Annotated in this window: 13 protein-coding genes; 8 read left to right on the forward strand and 5 right to left on the reverse strand. The window is 60.5% G+C overall.

The features are described 5' to 3' along the window. Nucleotides 1–247 precede the first annotated feature (247 nt). The 3 genes from F2P67_RS04875 (at nt 248) to F2P67_RS04885 (ending at nt 6,988) form a co-directional block, all read left to right on the forward strand. The gene (locus tag F2P67_RS04875; RefSeq protein WP_166218045.1) at nt 248–3,523 is read left to right on the forward strand and encodes a transglutaminase family protein; all 3,276 of its coding nucleotides are present in this window, start codon (nt 248–250) and stop codon (nt 3,521–3,523) included. An 88-nt stretch (nt 3,524–3,611) separates the two neighbouring features. Further along, nucleotides 3,612–6,098 (forward strand): circularly permuted type 2 ATP-grasp protein, encoded by a 2,487-nt coding sequence (locus tag F2P67_RS04880; protein ID WP_166218048.1) that lies wholly within the window; start codon nt 3,612–3,614, stop codon nt 6,096–6,098. Next, entirely contained in the window at nt 6,098–6,988 is an 891-nt protein-coding gene (locus tag F2P67_RS04885; RefSeq protein WP_166218051.1) for a transglutaminase family protein, read from the forward strand. Before F2P67_RS04880 ends, F2P67_RS04885 begins: the two co-directional genes overlap by 1 nt. Before the next feature lie 116 nt (nt 6,989–7,104). Here F2P67_RS04885 and F2P67_RS04890 read toward each other — a convergent pair whose 3' ends face one another. Continuing rightward, nucleotides 7,105–7,293: a hypothetical protein gene (locus F2P67_RS04890; protein ID WP_166218054.1), complete on the reverse strand. Its 189-nt coding sequence runs from the start codon at nt 7,291–7,293 to the stop codon at nt 7,105–7,107. Nucleotides 7,294–7,361: 68 nt separating this feature from the next. Next, nucleotides 7,362–7,949: a cytokinin riboside 5'-monophosphate phosphoribohydrolase gene (locus tag F2P67_RS04895; RefSeq protein WP_166218057.1), complete on the reverse strand. Its 588-nt coding sequence runs from the start codon at nt 7,947–7,949 to the stop codon at nt 7,362–7,364. 340 nt (nt 7,950–8,289) lie between these two features. Between F2P67_RS04895 and azu the strand changes: the two genes are divergently transcribed. Beyond that, complete coding sequence (gene azu, locus F2P67_RS04900; protein WP_166218060.1) at nt 8,290–8,736, forward strand: azurin; 447 nt, start codon at nt 8,290–8,292, stop codon at nt 8,734–8,736. 66 nt (nt 8,737–8,802) lie between these two features. Here azu and nadE read toward each other — a convergent pair whose 3' ends face one another. The 3 genes from nadE to F2P67_RS04915 all read right to left on the reverse strand — a co-directional run bounded on the left by nadE (nt 8,803) and on the right by F2P67_RS04915 (nt 11,990). Next, nucleotides 8,803–9,630, reverse strand: a complete 828-nt coding sequence (nadE, locus tag F2P67_RS04905) for an ammonia-dependent NAD(+) synthetase (protein ID WP_166218063.1) — start codon at nt 9,628–9,630, stop codon at nt 8,803–8,805. A 4-nt stretch (nt 9,631–9,634) separates the two neighbouring features. Further along, nucleotides 9,635–10,858, reverse strand: coding sequence for a nicotinate phosphoribosyltransferase (gene pncB, locus F2P67_RS04910; RefSeq protein WP_166218066.1), 1,224 nt, complete (start codon nt 10,856–10,858; stop codon nt 9,635–9,637). A 232-nt stretch (nt 10,859–11,090) separates the two neighbouring features. Beyond that, a complete protein-coding gene (locus F2P67_RS04915) occupies nt 11,091–11,990 on the reverse strand; it encodes a LysR family transcriptional regulator (protein WP_166218069.1) in 900 nt (299 codons plus the stop codon). Between the two features lie 163 nt (nt 11,991–12,153). On the opposite strand from F2P67_RS04915, the gene amaB reads away from it, so the two are divergent. From amaB to F2P67_RS04935, 4 genes are all read left to right on the forward strand, one after another. Then, nucleotides 12,154–13,644: an L-piperidine-6-carboxylate dehydrogenase gene (amaB, locus tag F2P67_RS04920; protein WP_166218072.1), complete on the forward strand. Its 1,491-nt coding sequence runs from the start codon at nt 12,154–12,156 to the stop codon at nt 13,642–13,644. A 158-nt stretch (nt 13,645–13,802) separates the two neighbouring features. Further along, nucleotides 13,803–15,086, forward strand: a complete 1,284-nt coding sequence (gene amaA / locus F2P67_RS04925) for an L-pipecolate oxidase (RefSeq protein WP_166218074.1) — start codon at nt 13,803–13,805, stop codon at nt 15,084–15,086. A 368-nt stretch (nt 15,087–15,454) separates the two neighbouring features. Then, nucleotides 15,455–16,588 (forward strand): ABC transporter substrate-binding protein, encoded by a 1,134-nt coding sequence (locus tag F2P67_RS04930; protein WP_166218077.1) that lies wholly within the window; start codon nt 15,455–15,457, stop codon nt 16,586–16,588. A 242-nt stretch (nt 16,589–16,830) separates the two neighbouring features. After that, complete coding sequence (locus tag F2P67_RS04935; RefSeq protein ID WP_166218079.1) at nt 16,831–17,745, forward strand: ABC transporter permease subunit; 915 nt, start codon at nt 16,831–16,833, stop codon at nt 17,743–17,745. The last annotated feature ends 1 nt before the right edge of the window (nt 17,746 follow it).

Consider the following 17,746-nt stretch of genomic DNA (forward strand, 5'->3'; position numbering starts at 1 on the left):
AAACATAGAATCTCCCACAGGTGGCCGCATTCCAAGTGTGGGAGCTAGCTTGCTCGCGAAAGCGTCCGATCAAACACTGCATTCACCATTGCCCGCCACATTTAGGCGCAACTTCGCTCAACCATTTCCCCGCATCGCCCGATTTTGGTGCTGTACTGCCCTAAGCATTCCGGGAAAGCGCCCAAGCCTCTGCATGGCATAAGTCTTGCGCGCTTTCGCATACGCTTAGGCTCGCAGGAGGCACGCCGTGTCGATTCATGTCGCATTGCATCACGTCACGCATTACCGCTACGACCGCGCTGTCGAACTCGGCCCGCAGATCGTACGCCTGCGCCCGGCCGCCCACAGCCGTACGCGGATTCTGTCGTATGCGCTGAAGGTCTCGCCCGAGCAGCATTTCATCAACTGGCAGCAAGACCCGCAGGGCAACTACCTCGCGCGTCTGGTGTTTCCCGAGAAAACCGATGAGCTGCGGATCGAGGTCGACCTGCTGGCTGAGATGGCGGTGTTCAACCCGTTCGATTTCTTTCTCGAACCCTACGCCGAGAAAATTCCTTTCGCCTACGCGGCCGATGAGCGCAAGGAGCTGGCGCCGTACCTCGAAACCTTGCCGCTGACCCCGGCATTCAAGGCCTATCTCGACGCCATTGATCGTACGCCGCTGCCCGCCGTGGACTTTCTGGTGGCGCTTAACCAGCGTTTGAGCGAAGACATTCGCTATCTGATCCGCATGGAACCAGGCGTGCAAACCCCGGAACACACCCTCGAACACGCCTCCGGTTCGTGCCGCGATTCGGCGTGGCTGCTGGTGCAACTGCTGCGCAACCTCGGGCTGGCGGCGCGATTTGTCTCCGGTTACCTGATCCAGCTGACGGCGGACGTGAAAAGCCTCGACGGCCCGTCCGGCACCGAGGTGGACTTCACCGACCTGCATGCCTGGTGCGAGGTGTATCTGCCGGGCGCAGGCTGGATCGGCCTCGATGCCACTTCCGGACTGTTTGCCGGTGAAGGGCATATCCCGTTGGCCTGCAGCCCGGATCCGTCCTCGGCGGCGCCGATCAGCGGAATGGTCGAGCCCTGCGGCACGCAATTCAGTCACGAAATGTCGGTTGAAAGGATCTGGGAGGCGCCGCGCGTCACCAAGCCTTACACCGATGAGCAGTGGCAGGCGATTCAGGCGCTGGGGCGGCAGATCGATGCTGACCTGCTCGAAGGAGACGTGCGTCTGACCATGGGCGGCGAACCCACGTTCGTTTCCATCGATGACCCCGACGGCGCCGAATGGAACACGGCCGCCTTGGGGGCCGACAAGCGCCGGCTCTCCGCCGAACTGTTTCAGCGCATGCGCAAACATTACGCGGCAAAAGGTCTGGTGCATTTTGGCCAAGGCAAGTGGTATCCCGGCGAGCAACTGCCGCGCTGGTCGCTCAATTGCTATTGGCGTCGCGATGGCGTGCCGATCTGGCACAACGACGCGTTGATCGCCGATGAACAGCAGGATTACCGCGCCGATGGCGAACTGGCCGGACGCTTTCTGGCCAGCGTTGCCGAACGTCTGAAACTGCCGGCGCGGTTTGTTTTCCCGGCCTACGAGGACAACTTCTATTACCTCTGGCGCGAAGGCACCTTGCCGGGCAACGTCAGCGCCGAAGACTCGCGCCTGGAGGATGCACTGGAGCGATCGCGATTGCGCAAAGTCTTCAGTCAGGGACTCGAAAAAGTCATCGGTCAGATCTTGCCGCTGGCGCGCACCGCCAAGGGTGATCAGTGGCAGAGCGGGCGCTGGTACCTGCGCGACGAGCATTGCCGTCTGGTGCCCGGGGATTCGCCGCTGGGCTATCGCCTGCCGCTGGCTTCACAGCCTTGGGTCAAGGCTGCCGAGTATCCGTTTATTCATCCCACGGATCCGAATCAGGACTTCCCGGCGTTGCCGGATACCGCTCGGCTCAACAACCATGGCGAATCGGCTGCGGCGGATGAGCGTGCACCGAAGATCGACGAATCCGCCGACTGGCTGACCCGTACCGCCCTCTGCGCCGAGGCGCGCGAAGGGCGCCTTTATCTGTTTATGCCGCCACTGGAGCGGGTCGAGGATTATCTGGAGCTGGTCGCGGCCATCGAGGCCACTGCCGAGGAACTGCGCTGCCCGGTATTGCTGGAGGGCTACGAGCCGCCGAGCGATCCGCGTCTGAGCAATTTCCGTATTACCCCGGATCCGGGGGTGATCGAGGTCAACGTGCAGCCCTCGGCGACGTGGGACGAGTTGGTCGAGCGCACCGAATTCCTTTATGAAGAAGCGCGCCAGACCCGCCTGACCACCGAGAAATTCATGATCGATGGCCGCCACACGGGTACCGGCGGCGGTAACCACTTTGTCCTCGGTGGCGCGACGCCGGCGGACTCGCCGTTTCTGCGCCGCCCCGATCTGCTGCGCAGCCTGATCAGTTATTGGCATAACCATCCATCGCTGTCGTATCTGTTTTCCGGGCTGTTCATCGGTCCGACGTCCCAGGCGCCGAGGGTCGACGAGGCGCGCAATGACGCCTTGTATGAGCTGGAAATCGCTTTCGCGCAGATGCCGGAACCGGGCGAGGAGTGTGCGCCGTGGCTGGTGGATCGCTTGTTGCGCAACTTGCTGATTGATGTCACCGGCAACACTCACCGCGCCGAATTCTGCATCGACAAACTCTACTCGCCGGACGGCGCTACCGGGCGCCTCGGTCTGCTGGAACTGCGTGCGTTTGAGATGCCGCCCCATGCGCGGATGAGCCTGGCCCAGCAATTGTTGCTGCGTGCGCTGGTGGCACGCTTCTGGCGCGAACCGTACGCGCCGCCGAAACTGGCGCGCTGGGGCACTGAATTGCACGACCGTTTCATGCTGCCGCATTTTATCGAGCAGGACTTCGCCGACGTCATCGTTGAACTCAACAACGCGGGTTATCCACTGCGCGCCGAGTGGTTTGCCGCGCACCTGGAGTTTCGCTTTCCCAAGGTCGGCGATTACGCGGTCAACGGCATCGAGCTGGAGTTGCGTCAGGCGCTTGAGCCTTGGCACGTTCTGGGTGAGGAGGGCGCGCCGGGCGGTACCGTTCGATACGTCGATTCATCGCTGGAGCGTTTGCAGGTCAAACTCAAAGGCCTGCCACCGCAGCGCTATTTACTGACCTGCAACGGCATTGCCGTGCCATTGCACCCGACCGGGCGCGTTGGCGAGTTCGTCGCCGGCGTGCGCTATCGCGCGTGGCAACCGGCCAACTGTTTGCAGCCGACCATTCCGGTGCATGCGCCGCTGGTGTTCGACGTGCTCGACACCTGGATGGGTCGTTCGCTGGGCGGTTGTCAGTACCATGTCGCGCATCCGGGCGGGCGCAATTACGAGACGTTGCCGGTTAATGCCAACGAGGCCGAGAGCCGGCGCATGGCGCGATTCTTCCGCGTCGGACACACGCCGGGGAAACTTCCTATACCGAACGTAGAAATCAGTGACGAGCTACCGATGACAATCGATTTGCGACGCTTCTGATTCGCACACGACACGCGGATTTTTCGTATATCCGCGCGTCATGTGCCTGCGTTAGTCTGACCGTTCCCTGCTGTCTGCCGAGCTTTCCATGCCTGACCTGCTAGACCGCTACCCGCTGACGGCGGGCACTTATCACGAACTGCTCGACGATGGTGGTGCGGTGCGCCCGCACTGGCGGCGGCTGTTCGATCAGTTGCAGCGCAGCACCCCAACGCAACTGGTGCAGCGGCAGGCGTTGCTGGCGCGGCAGATTCAGGAAAACGGCGTCACCTACAACGTTTACGCTGACCCCAAGGGCGCCGATCGGCCGTGGGAACTCGATCTGTTGCCGCATGTGATTGCCGCTGATGAGTGGCAGCAATTGTCAGCCGGCATCGCCCAGCGGGCACGTCTGCTCAATGCGGTGCTGGCGGATCTTTACGGCCCGCAAAAGCTGATCAGCGAAGGTCTGCTGCCGGCGGAACTGGTGTTCGGACACAACAATTTTCTCTGGCCTTGTCAGGGCATTTCGCCCCCCGAGGATGCTTTCCTGCATTTGTACGCCGTGGATCTGGCGCGCACTCCAGATGGGCGCTGGTGGGTGACGGCAGATCGCACGCAAGCGCCGTCGGGCGCCGGGTATGCCCTGGAAAACCGCACCATCGTGTCCCGTGCTTTTCCTGAGTTGTACCGGGATTTGAAGGTGCAGCACCTGGCCGGTTTTTTCCGTGCGTTGCAGGAAACCCTCGTTCGGCAGGCCCCCGGCGACGATGAAGCACCGTTGGTGGTGCTGCTGACCCCGGGGCGCTTCAACGAAAGTTACTTCGAACATCTCTACCTGGCGCGTCAGTTGGGTTATCCGCTGGTGGAAGGTGGTGACCTCACGGTGCGCGATGCCACGGTGTACCTGAAAACCCTCAGCGGCCTGCGTCGGGTGCACGCGATCATGCGCCGGCTCGACGATGATTTTTGCGATCCACTGGAGTTGCGCACAGACTCGGCGCTGGGCGTGCCGGGGTTGCTTGAAGCCGTGCGACAAGGAAGGGTGCTGGTGGCCAACGCATTGGGCAGCGGTGTGCTGGAGTCGCCGGGATTGCTGGGCTTTTTGCCGAAGATCAATCAATACCTGTTCGGTGAAGATCTGCTTCTGCCGTCGATTGCGACGTGGTGGTGCGGGGAACCGCCGGTATTGGCACAGGCGCTGGAAAAACTGCCTGAACTGCTAATCAAACCGGCCTTTCCCTCACAAAGCTTTGCACCTGTTTTCGGACGTGATCTGAGTGAAAAACAGCGCCATTCGCTGGCTCAGCGCATGCAGGCCCGGCCTTATGCCTACGTGGCGCAAGAATTGGCTCAACTGTCCCAGGCGCCGATCTGGCAGGCCGAGGACGGTCAACTGCAGCCCCGCGCCATCGGCATGCGCATGTACGCAGTGGCCAGTCGCGAGGGCTATCGAGTGCTTCCCGGTGGCCTGACCCGAGTCGCCGCCGAGGCCGACGCCGAAGTGGTGTCGATGCAACGGGGTGGCGCGAGCAAGGACACCTGGGTGCTGGGTGATCGACCGCCGAGTGGCGAGCAATGGAAAACCCGGCGCAACATCGGCGTACATGATCTGGTGCGTCGCGACCCGTACTTGCCTTCGCGGGTGGTGGAAAACCTGTTCTGGTTTGGCCGTTACTGCGAACGCTGCGATGACAGTGCACGGTTGCTGCGGATCATGCTCGCGCGTTACGTCGACGGTGATGACCCGCAAGCCTTGCAGTCCGCGGTCGATCTGAGCGAGCGGCTGATGTTGCTGCCAGAAGAGGGCGAGTTACCGGAGCGCTTGCTGGCGGCGTTGCTTGGCGACGACTGGTCATTCAGCCTGCGCTCCAATCTGCAGCGCCTGCAGTGGGCTGCCTCGCAAGTGCGGGGCAAGCTGTCGCGGGAGAACTGGCAGGCGCTGGTGGAGTTGCAGCGCGAAGCGGCGGAACTGGACACTGACGAGCCGGATTTCGGCGAGCTGCTGGATTTCCTCAACCGCCTGGTGATGTCGCTGGCGGCGCTGTCGGGGTTTGCCCTCGATGACATGACCCGCGATGAAGGCTGGCGCTTCCTGATGATCGGTCGGCGGATCGAGCGTCTGCAGTTTCTCAGCAGCAGTCTGGCGGCGTTTCTGCGCGGTGCCGGGGCGTTCGATCAGGCCGGTCTGGAGTGGCTGTTGGAACTGGGTAACAGCAGCATCACCTACCGCTCACGTTATCTGGAGGTGGCGCAGCTGATTCCCGTACTGGACCTGTTGCTGCTCGATGAGCAGAACCCCCATGCGGTGCTGTTCCAGTTGAAACTGGTGACGCGTACCTTGAAACGTTTGAATGACGACTTCGGCGTGCCCCGGGAGACGGGATTGCCGCAGCTGGTCGAGCGACTGGCGCGATTTGATCTGGGCTGTCTGGAAAATCCACTGTTCGGCGAGACCAGTGTGCGGGCCGCACTCAATGGCTTGGCAGACCTGCTGCAGGAAATCGCCGATGCCAGCGGTCAGGTGTCGGATCGCCTGGCCCTGCGCCATTTCGCCCATGTCGACGATGTCAGCCAACGCACGGTGTCTGTCTGATGAGCGCTCGCTACCAGATCCTTCACGACACCTGTTATCACTACGACAGCCCGGTGTCGCTCGCACAACAACTGGCGCATCTCTGGCCGCGTGAATGCAGTTGGCAGCGCTGCACCGAACAGCAATTGCTGATCAGCCCGGAGCCGACGGCCCGGCGCGACGAACTGGATGTCTTCGGCAACCCGCTGACCCGGCTGGCGTTCGAGCGACCCCACGACGAATTGCAGGTTAATGCCCGCCTTACCGTTGAAGTGCTGGCACGACCGGTACCGGATTTCAGCCAGTCCCCGGCGTGGGAAATGACCCGCAATGCCCTGACCTACAGCAGCCAGCCGTTATCCGCCGAGATACTGGAGGCCTGCCGTTACCGCTTCCAGTCACCGTACGTGCATTTGAAGCAGAGCTTCGTCGATTTTTCGCAGAGCTGTTTCCCGCCGGGCACGCCTTTGTTGTCGGGCGTGCAGGCATTGATGCAGAAGATCTTCAGTGAGTTCACTTTTGATGCCGAGGCAACCCAGGTCGCGACGCCACTGGTTGAGGTACTTGAGCGGCGACGCGGGGTCTGTCAGGACTTCGCCCACCTGATGCTCGCCTGTGTGCGTTCGCGAGGGCTGGCGGTGCGATATGTCAGCGGTTATCTGCTGACTCAGCCACCACCCGGTCAGCCACGGCTGATAGGCGCCGATGCATCGCATGCCTGGGTGTCGGTGTTTTGCCCGGTGTCGGGTTGGGTAGATTTCGATCCAACCAACAACGTGCAACCGGCGCTGGAGCACATCACGCTGGCGTGGGGGCGGGATTTTTCCGATGTGTCGCCGTTGCGGGGGGTGATACTTGGCGGCGGTAGCCATGATCCGGAAGTGCGCGTTACGGTCATGCCACTGGATTAATGCGGATCAAACTGGGAATTGGGATGTCTGGGGAAGGGCTGTGAGGGCCGGCAGTGCAACCGCCAACCCCTTCACAAATCCGCTGGGTCTGATTCGATCATCAAACCCGGTGGGGCTCAGGCGTCAGGCGCCTGATCTTTCGGTGCTTCAGTTGCATCAACATCATCTTCCGTCGCCACTTCACCGTCGGGGTTCAGTGCCGCTTCATCAGCCATCTGTTTCTTGCGCTGAAGCTTTTCCTCTTTCTTCTGTTCCTTTGCCAGGTCTCGTTGACGTTTGGCGAAGGAGTAATTGGGTTTGGCCATGGGCGATCCTCTTGGGTCGAAGGTGAGGTTGAGCGGCGCGTATTCTGCCCTGTATCGGTGCCCGGCGGTTAACCGGGTTTTTGGTCGACCCACTTCGGGGTGACGGTCGGCTTCCATTGATCGAGGGCATCGAGCAGCGTTTGTGGCGATTCGCTCATTTGCAGCATGTCACGGTGTGGCGCGCGAACGAAGCCTTCGCCGACGATATGGTCGAGAAAAGCAGTAAGTTTGCTGTAGAAACCGTTCACTTCCAGCAGGCCCAATGGCTTGCCGTGGTAGCCGAGCTGGCCCCAGGTCCAGACTTCAAACAGTTCTTCCAGGGTGCCGAGCCCTCCGGGCAGGGCGATGAACGCGTCGCTGAGCTCGGCCATCCGCGCCTTGCGGGCGTGCATGCCGTCGACCACCTCCAGACGCGTCAGGCTTTTGTGGCCAATTTCCTTGTCCATCAGGCTCTGCGGAATGATGCCGATCACTTCACCGCCAGCAGCCAGCGCGGCGTCGGCGACAATCCCCATCAAACCGACAGCGCCACCGCCATAGACCAGGGTCAGCTTGCGCTCGGCGAGGGCCCGGCCAAGGGCGACGGCGGCTTCGGTATAAGCCGGAACAGTGCCAGCGTTGGCACCACAAAAAACACACACGGATTTCAGAGACATGCCTTTCTCCTGGGTCAATCCGTCACAGGGTAATGGCTGGCACGCCTCGATCCAAGGTCTAAACTTCGCGTTCCGGTGATTCAAAGGTACCGCTGGCGCCACAGGCGTAAGCGGCAAGCAAGCTGCACAACAGACCGTTAAAGAACATGACAGGCACTCCGTCTCAGTAGATGGGCCGATCATAGGGCTGGCCGGGGAATCTGGCCGTTAGATTGTTTCGATGAGTGTCATAGCCTGAAAGTTGTATACAATTTTTGACTCAAGTCATAGGAACTTGCGAAGATTTCAGGCAGTCTTTCCACCATTCGTGTTTTTGTTAACCCTGCCTTGGAGATTCACCATGTTTTCCAAAGTTGTTGCAGTATCCCTGCTGGCGCTGGCCAGCAGCCAATTGATGGCTGCCGAGTGCAAAACCACCGTTGACTCCACCGATCAGATGTCCTTCAACACCAAGGAAATCGTGATCGACAAGAGCTGCAAAACCTTCACCGTCGAGCTGACCCACTCCGGCAGCCTGCCGAAGAATGTGATGGGTCATAACCTGGTGGTCAGCAAAACCGCTGACATGCAGCCGATCGCCACTGACGGCCTGGCCGCCGGCATCGACAAGAACTACCTGAAAGACGGCGATGAGCGCGTTCTGGCTCACACCAAAATCATTGGCGCCGGCGAAAAAGACTCGCTGACCATCGATGTATCGAAACTGGCGGCGGGCACCGATTACGGCTTCTTCTGCTCGTTCCCGGGCCACATCTCGATGATGAAAGGCACCATTACGGTCAAGTAAGCGGTCGCCACAAAGAAAAGCCCGCTGAGGATCACTCCTCAGCGGGCTTTTTCATTCACGCATTGATCACGGCGCGAACGGCATCACACGTTTGTGATGGGTCTTGTTGTAGGTCGCGACGATGATGTCGAACGCTTCCTGACGCACCGCCTCGCCGTGCAGGAAGGCGTCGATTTCGGCATACGTCACGCCATGCGACGCCTCGTCCGGTTTACCCGGCGACAAGTCTTCAAGATCGGCAGTGGGGATCTTCTCGACCAGCGACTCCGGCGCACCAAAGCTGCGGGCAATCGCGCGAACCTGGTTTTTCACCAAACCGCTGAGCGGCGCCAGGTCGCAGGCGCCGTCGCCGAACTTGGTGAAGAAGCCCATCACCGCTTCCGCTGCGTGGTCGGTGCCGATCACCAGCCCGTGCGCCGCGCCGGCGATGGTGTACTGGGCGACCATGCGCATCCGTGCCTTGGTGTTGCCGAGAACGAAATCCACCGACACGGCGTGCTTGCCTTCGAACGCTGCCACTTCACTGGCCAGCGACTTCACGGCCGGGCCGATGTTGACGGTGTGGCGCTCGTCCGGGGCGATGAAATCCACCGAAGCCTGAGCGTCGTGTTCGTCGAACTGGGTCTCGTACGGCAGGCGCACGGCGATGAATTTGTAGCTGTTGTCGCCGGTCTGGTCGCGCAACTCGCGCATGGCGCGTTGGGCCAGCAGGCCAGCGGTCAGCGAATCTACGCCGCCGCTGATGCCCAGCACCAGCGTCTTCAGCCCGGAATTGACCAGGCAATCCTGAATGAAGGTAATGCGCCGGGCGACTTCGGCCTGCAGAGCCTCGTAGTCGGCGAACGGCGGTTGCACCTTGAGCTGCTGCGCAATCTCACGCTGTACGGCTTGCATGAATTCACTCCTTGCTAGATAGACTGGAATCGGCAGGAACCTGGAAAACGTGTCGCAAATAGGCGACGAAATTCGGGTCTTTGCAGTGGGTCTTGCCTGGCTCGTCGGAGATCTTCGCCACCGGTTGGCCGTTGCAGGCGGTCATTTTAAGCACGATGCTCATCGGTTCAACACCGGGAATGTCGCAAGTGAGGTTGGTGCCGATGCCGAAGCTGACGTTGATCCGCCCGTGCAGCGCGCGGAAGATTTCCAGCGACCTGGGCAAGGTCAGACTGTCGGAGAACACCAGCGTCTTGCTCATCGGGTCGATGCCGAGCTTGTGGTAATGGGCGATGCATTTTTCGCCCCACGCCACAGGATCACCGGAGTCGTGGCGCAAGCCGTCGAAAAGCTTGGCGAAAAACAGGTCGAAATCGCCGAGGAAGGCATCGGTGGTGATGCAGTCAGTGAGGGCGATGCCGAGCAAACCACGGTACTCGCGCACCCAGCAATCGAGCGCGGCGATCTGGCTGTCGATCAGGCGCGGGCCGAGTTGCTGGTGGGCCATGATCCATTCGTGGGCCATGGTGCCCAATGGTTTCATGTCCAGCTCGCGGGACAGGTGCACGTTACTGGTGCCGACAAAGCGGCCCGGGAAGTCGTGCTTGAGCACGTTGACCACTTCTTCCTGCACACGGTACGAGAAGCGACGGCGGGTACCAAAATCGGCGACCTGCAATTGCGACAGCTCATCGGCCGAAGCGTTGGCGGTCAACCAGTCGAACTTGCGATAGAGCTGTTCGCGCGCCTGTTCCAGCACGGTTTCGCGGTAGCGATAACGGTTGCGCACTTCGCTGACAATCGCCAGCAGTGGCACTTCGTAGAGAATCACGTGCAGCCACGGCCCACGCAGGCGGATGAACAATTCGCCGTTTTCGATGCCGGTGTGCAGGTAGCGCAGGTTGAAGCGGAACAGACCGAGGAAGCGCAGGAAATCCGGTTTGAGGAAGCTGATGCGCTCCAGAAAACTCAGTTGATCAGCGCTCAGGCTGACCTCGGCAAGACGCTCGATCTGAAAGCGGATCTCGGCCAGATAGGGGCGCAGATCCTCGCTGTTACGGCAACGGAACTCCCATTCGACTTCGACGTTGGGGTAGTTGTGCAGCACCGCCTGCATCATTGTCAGTTTGTAGAAGTCGGTGTCGAGCAGGTTCTGCACGATGCGATCGGCAAACACACTCTCGCTCATAACGGGGTCTCCAGGTACGCCGCGCCGTTGCGCGGTCTCAATCAATGGCGCTAGTGGCGCATATCAACGGTGCGGATTGCCAGCAAAATTTGGCAAGTGAAAGACATTGTGGCGAGGGGATTCATCCCCGTTGGGTCGCGGAGCGGCCCCAAATCTCAAGAACGTCGACTGCTGCGCAGCCGAACGGGGCGGTGCGACGTTCGCTGAATCCCCTCGCCACAGCGGTCAGGTGTCAGCCTGGATTGTCGATCTGTTCGAGCATCCACTTCACAAAATCCCGCACCTTGGGCACTTCCGCCGCGTGTTCCGGGTACGCCAGGTAATAGGCGTCACTGCTCGGCATTGCATGCTGCCAGGGAATGACCAGTTTGCCGTCGGCCAATTCCTCTTCCACCAGGAACCGTGGCAACAGCGCCACACCGCAGCCGACCTGCGCGGCGCGTATGCACATATAAAAGGTTTCGAACCGCGGCCCGTGGTAGCTGTGTTCAGTCTGGTAACCCTGACTGTCGAACCAGTCGTGCCAGGCTTGCGGGCGCGAGGCATTTTGCAGCAGAACCAGATCGGTCAGTTGCGTCGGATCAGTGAAGGGTTTGTCCGGCAGGCTGCCCGGCGCGCAGACCGGCACCAGCTCTTCGCCGAACAGCTTCAGGCATTCGGTGCCGGGCCGTGAGCCTTGGCCAAAATAGAATGCCAGATCGCTGCGCCCCTGCAGCAAGTCATCCGCCTCTTGCTCGTTGCACAAGTCCAGATGAATCGAAGGATGGCGCAAGCGCCAGCCTTTCAGACGCGGCACTAACCAGCGGGCGCCGAAGGTCGAGGGCGTGGAGACGCGCAGGACTTCGGTTTCACCGCCGTAGGAACGCAGGTAATGCGTCGACATTTCCACCTGCGTGAGGATTTTTCGTACCTCGACCAGATACAAATCCCCGGCCGGGGTCATCTGCAAACGCCGACGCACGCGGCGGAACAACAAGTGCTGCAACAATTCCTCAAGCTGCGCGACCTGTTTGCTCACGGCACTCTGGGTCAGGTTCAGTTCCTCGGCGGCCCGGGTGAAGCTCAGGTGCCGGGTCACGGCCTCGAAGCATTGCAGGGCGGTGATCGAGGGCAAGTGGCGTTTGTTCAGCATGGCCGATCCTTTTCTTGTCTTTCTATGCTCAGCATGAATAAACGGAATGATATCTCGCGTAAAGGTCGTTTGTTGACTCGCCGTACTGACGCTACAACTAAAGGCCTGCCCGGTCGTGCAACAGCGGCCGCACACATTCAGTTTTTTGCTTGAGGAGTGACCCATGGTTGCCGCATTGCTTGATCGTCTTGGTGTGAACCCGGCCCTGTACCAGAACGGCAAAGTGCCGGTGCATTCGCCCATCGACGGCAGCCGTATCGCCGCCGTGAACTGGGAAGGCCCGGCCGAAGTCGAGCAGCACATCAGTCGCGCAGATCATGCGTTCGAACAATGGCGCAAGGTGCCGGCACCGCGTCGCGGCGAACTGGTGCGTCAGTTCGGTGAGGTGTTGCGCGAATACAAGAACGATCTCGGTGAGCTGGTTTCCTGGGAAGCGGGCAAGATCACTCAGGAAGGCCTGGGCGAAGTGCAGGAGATGATCGACATCTGCGATTTCGCCGTCGGCCTGTCCCGTCAGTTGTACGGTTTGACCATCGCCTCCGAGCGCCCGGGCCACCACATGCGTGAAACCTGGCACCCGCTGGGCGTGGTCGGCGTGATCAGTGCGTTCAACTTCCCGGTCGCAGTGTGGGCGTGGAACACCACGCTGGCCCTGGTCTGTGGCAACCCGGTGGTGTGGAAACCGTCGGAGAAAACGCCGCTGACCGCCTTGGCCTGTCAGGCGCTGTTTGATCGCGTGGTGAAGAACTTCAGCGATGCGCCAGCCAACCTGTGCCAAGTGATCATAGGTGGCCGCGATGCCGGTGAAGCGCTGGTCGATGACCCGCGTGTTGCACTGATCAGCGCCACCGGCAGCACCCGCATGGGCCGCGAAGTGGCGCCAAAAGTCGCTGCACGTTTCGCCCGCAGCATTCTCGAACTGGGCGGCAACAACGCGATGATCCTCGGCCCGAGCGCCGATCTGGACATGGCCGTGCGCGCCATTCTGTTCAGCGCCGTCGGCACCGCCGGTCAGCGTTGCACCACGCTGCGTCGCCTGATTGCCCATGAATCGGTGAAAGAAGAAATCGTCACCCGCCTTAAAGCCGCGTACTCCAAAGTCCGTATCGGTCACCCGCTGGAAGGCAACCTGATCGGCCCGCTGATCGACAAGCACAGCTTCGAAAACATGCAGGACGCGCTGGAACAAGCGCTGAGCGAGGGCGGCCGAGTGTTCGGCGGCAAGCGCCAACTGGAAGATCAATTCCCCAACGCCTACTACGTGGCGCCGGCCATTGTTGAAATGCCGGAGCAGAGCGATGTGGTCTGCAGCGAGACCTTCGCGCCGATTCTCTACGTGGTCGGTTACAGCGACTTCCAGGAAGCGCTGCGTTTGAACAATGCGGTGCCACAAGGTTTGTCGTCGTGCATTTTCACCACCGATGTGCGTGAAGCCGAGCAGTTCATGTCGGCAGTCGGCAGCGACTGCGGTATCGCCAACGTCAACATCGGCCCGAGCGGCGCGGAGATTGGCGGCGCATTTGGCGGTGAGAAGGAAACGGGCGGTGGACGTGAGTCGGGCTCCGATGCCTGGCGCGCGTACATGCGCCGTCAGACCAACACTGTGAACTACTCGCTGGAGCTGCCGCTGGCCCAGGGCATCACGTTCGACTGATACCTTCGGTCAAGTGGAGATCCCCTTGTGGGAGCGGGCTTGCTCGCGAATGCGTCAGGTCAGCTGATATAGATGTTGGCTGAAACACCGCTTTCGCGATCAAGCCCACTCCCACAGGATCAGCAGTGTGTTTGGCAGGTTTCTGTTGGAGTCTGGCAATGCCGTTACGCGAAGAATGTCTGTGGGAAAAGCTCACGCCACAAAGGCCGGATAACACCGCGCTCAGGGGCGAAGTCAAAGTCGATGTCTGCGTGATCGGCGCCGGGTTTACCGGGTTGTCGGCGGCGCTGCATCTGTTGGAAAAGGGCAAGAGCGTCTGCGTGCTCGAAGCCCATCGCGCCGGGCATGGCGGCTCAGGGCGCAATGTCGGGCTGGTCAACGCCGGGATGTGGATTCCACCGGACGAGATCGAGGCCGGGTTCGGCGAGGCGGTCGGCAGTCAGCTTAACCGCATGCTTGGCGCGGCACCGGCGCTGGTGTTCAGTCTTGTGGATAAGTACAACATCGATTGCCAGTTGCGCCGCGAAGGCACCCTGCACATGGCGCACAATGCCAAGGGCGAGGCGGATCTGCGCAGTCGCGAGCAGCAATGGAAACGCCGTGGCGCGCCGGTCGAACTGTTGACCGGCAAAGCCTGTGAGCAGGCGACCGGCACGCAGAAAATTGCCGCCGCGTTGCTCGACCGCCGCGCCGGCACGCTGAACCCGATGGCTTATGTCACGGGGCTGGCCAATGCGGTGAAGCATCTCGGCGGGCAGATGTTTGATCATTCGCCAGTCACTCGTCTTGAGCGCGTCGGCAAAGCTTGGTCGGTGCAGACCGAGCAGGGTTCGGTATTGGCCGAACAAGTGGTGATCGCTTCCAATGCCTACACCGAAGGCGACTGGACCGAACTCAAACGCAATTTCTTCCCCGGTTACTACTACCAGGTCGCTTCGGTGCCGCTCACCGAAGACGCTGCCCATGAAATCCTGCCGGGCGGGCAGGGCTCGTGGGATACCCGCCAGGTGCTGAGCAGCATCCGCCGCGACAAGGACGGGCGACTGTTGCTGGGCAGCCTCGGCAACGGCAATCAGAAACCCACGTGGTTTCTCAAGGCCTGGGCCGACCGTGTGCAGCAGCATTACTTCCCCAATCTGAAACCCGTGGAGTGGGAATGCACCTGGACCGGGCGCATCGCGTTCACCCCCGATCACTTGATGCGTCTGTTCGAGCCGGCGCCCGGACTGGTGGCAGTCACCGGTTACAACGGCCGCGGCGTGACCACCGGCACCGTGGTTGGCAAGGCCTTCGCCGATTACCTGTGTAACGGAAATCCTCAGGCGTTGCCGATTCCCTTCGCACCGATGCAGCCCCTCGCGGGCGTCGGTTTGCGCAGTTGTCTGTACGAGGCCGGGTTCTCGCTGTATCACGCGGGCCAGTGCCTGCGCATCGTGATTTGAGTGTGGAAATTTGTTGCATAACACGGCGCTTTCCGGCGCAGCGACTAGCCTGTAATGGTGCGGGTTGTAGCAGTCCCGCACCAGCAGTGTGCAGTTCGGTGACGCGGGCTGTTACAGGCTGGTTGCACGTCGTTTGGTGCCGCGGTTGCAATGATGGCGCAAGCGGGTTGCGCCTGAAAAAATATCTGGTTTTACCTTCCGCGGTTTAGACGGTTGCACGCCCAATGAAAATGGGAACGAAACAGTCGAAATAACAAGAAAGCAGCGACTTTTTGAAGAATAAAAAACCGATGGCACGGCCCTTGCTCTGAGCATTCAGTGAAGTGAAGTCGCAGTGCCAACTAAAAAAAACCTTGGAGCACCACCTCATGTCCCAGACGTTTTACAAGAAAGGCTTTCTGGCCCTCGCAGTGGCTACTGCGTTGGGTGTTTCTGCGTTTGCTCAGGCTGATATCAAAATCGGCGTAGCGGGTCCAATGACTGGCGCCAACGCGGCATTTGGCGAGCAGTACATGAAGGGTGCACAGGCAGCGGCGGACGCGGTCAACGCGGCGGGCGGCGTCAACGGGGAGAAAATCGTTCTGGTCAAAGGCGATGACGCCTGCGAGCCGAAACAGGCTGTAACGGTCGCCAAGGACCTTACCAACCAGAAAGTCGCCGGCGTGGTCGGTCACTTCTGCTCTTCCTCGACCATTCCTGCGTCGGAAATCTACGACGAAGCCGGGATCATCGCGATCACCCCGGGTTCCACCAACCCGCAAGTGACCGAGCGCGGTTTGAGCGCCATGTTCCGGATGTGCGGGCGTGACGACCAGCAAGGCATCGTGGCCGGCGACTACATCGTCGACGTGCTCAAGGGCAAGAAAGTGGCCGTGCTGCACGACAAGGACACCTACGGTCAGGGCCTGGCCGATGCGACCAAGGCTCAGCTGGAAAAACGCGGCGTGAAGCCGGTGCTGTACGAAGGCCTGACCCGTGGCGAGAAAGACTTCAGCGCCGTGGTCACCAAGATCCGTGCGGCCGGTGCCGACGTGGTCTACTTCGGCGGCCTGCACCCGGAAGCCGGTCCACTGGTCAAGCAACTGCGTACCGAAGGCCTGAAAGACGTGAAGTTCATGTCTGACGACGGCATCGTCACCGACGAACTGGTGACCACCGCTGGCGGCCCGCAATACGTCGACGGCGTGCTGATGACCTTCGGCGCCGACCCGCGCCTGCTGCCTGAAAGCAAGACTGTAGTGGATGCCTTCCGCAAGGCCGGCACCGAGCCTGAAGGCTACACCCTGTACGCCTACGCTTCGGTTCAGGCACTGGCCGCCGGCTTCAACGGCGCCAAGTCCAACAAGGGCGAAGACGCTGCCAAATGGCTGAAAGCCAACCCGGTCAAGACCGTGATGGGCGAGAAGACCTGGGATTCCAAGGGCGACCTGAAAGTGTCCGACTACGTGGTCTACCAGTGGGACGCGACCGGCAAATATCACCAGCTGGAAAAACAGAAGTAAGGGCTGACGCGATCGGCTGATCCCTGCAGTTCCTTTGTAGGAGTGAGCCTGCTCGCGATAGCGGTGCAACATTCAACGAATAGGTTGTCTGTGATTCCGTCATCGCGAGCAGGCTCACTCCTACAGGGGGCGGTGTTGATCAGGCTGATCGTGGCTGACATTGCTCCGACGTAAATCTGTATTTTTCCTAGAAGAACCGCGCGCCTCAGGGTGTGCAGGTTCTCACTGCGTGAGATTGCGTTATGGATGGTATTTTCCTGCAGCAACTGGTCAACGGCCTGACCCTCGGGTCGGTCTATGGCCTGATCGCCATCGGCTACACAATGGTCTACGGCATCATCGGCATGATCAACTTCGCCCACGGCGAGGTTTACATGATTTCTGCTTACCTGGCGGCAATCAGTCTGGCTCTGCTGGCTTACTTCGGTATTGAATCCTTCCCTCTGCTGATGCTTGGCACACTGATCTTCACCATCGTGGTCACGGCGGTGTATGGCTGGGTCATCGAGCGAGTCGCTTACAAACCCTTGCGCAACTCCACTCGATTGGCACCGCTGATCAGTGCGATCGGTATTTCCCTGATCCTGCAAAACTACGCACAGATCGCCCAGGGCGCCAAGCAACAGGGCGTTCCCACCCTGCTGACCGGTGCCTGGCGTGTCGACGTCGGCACAGGTTTCGTGCAACTGACCTACACCAAAATCTTCATTCTGGTAGCGGCTTTTGTCGGCATGGGCCTGCTGACCTATGTCATCAAGTACACCAAGCTCGGCCGCATGTGCCGCGCCACTCAACAAGACCGCAAAATGGCTTCGATTCTGGGGATCAACACCGACCGGGTGATTTCCTACGTGTTCATCATCGGTGCAGCAATGGCGGCGCTGGCCGGCGTACTGATCACCATGAACTACGGCACGTTCGACTTCTATGCAGGCTTCGTCATCGGCATCAAGGCATTCACTGCCGCCGTGCTGGGCGGGATCGGTTCGCTGCCGGGCGCGATGCTGGGCGGGATCATTCTCGGCATCTCCGAGTCGCTGTTCTCCGGTCTGGTCAACTCCGACTACAAAGACGTGTTCAGCTTCTCGCTGCTCGTACTTGTTCTGGTCTTCCGGCCGCAGGGCCTGTTGGGCCGTCCTCTTGTGTCGAAGGTGTAAG

This window comes from Pseudomonas atagonensis (genome assembly GCF_011369485.1).
Taxonomy (GTDB): domain Bacteria; phylum Pseudomonadota; class Gammaproteobacteria; order Pseudomonadales; family Pseudomonadaceae; genus Aquipseudomonas; species Aquipseudomonas atagonensis.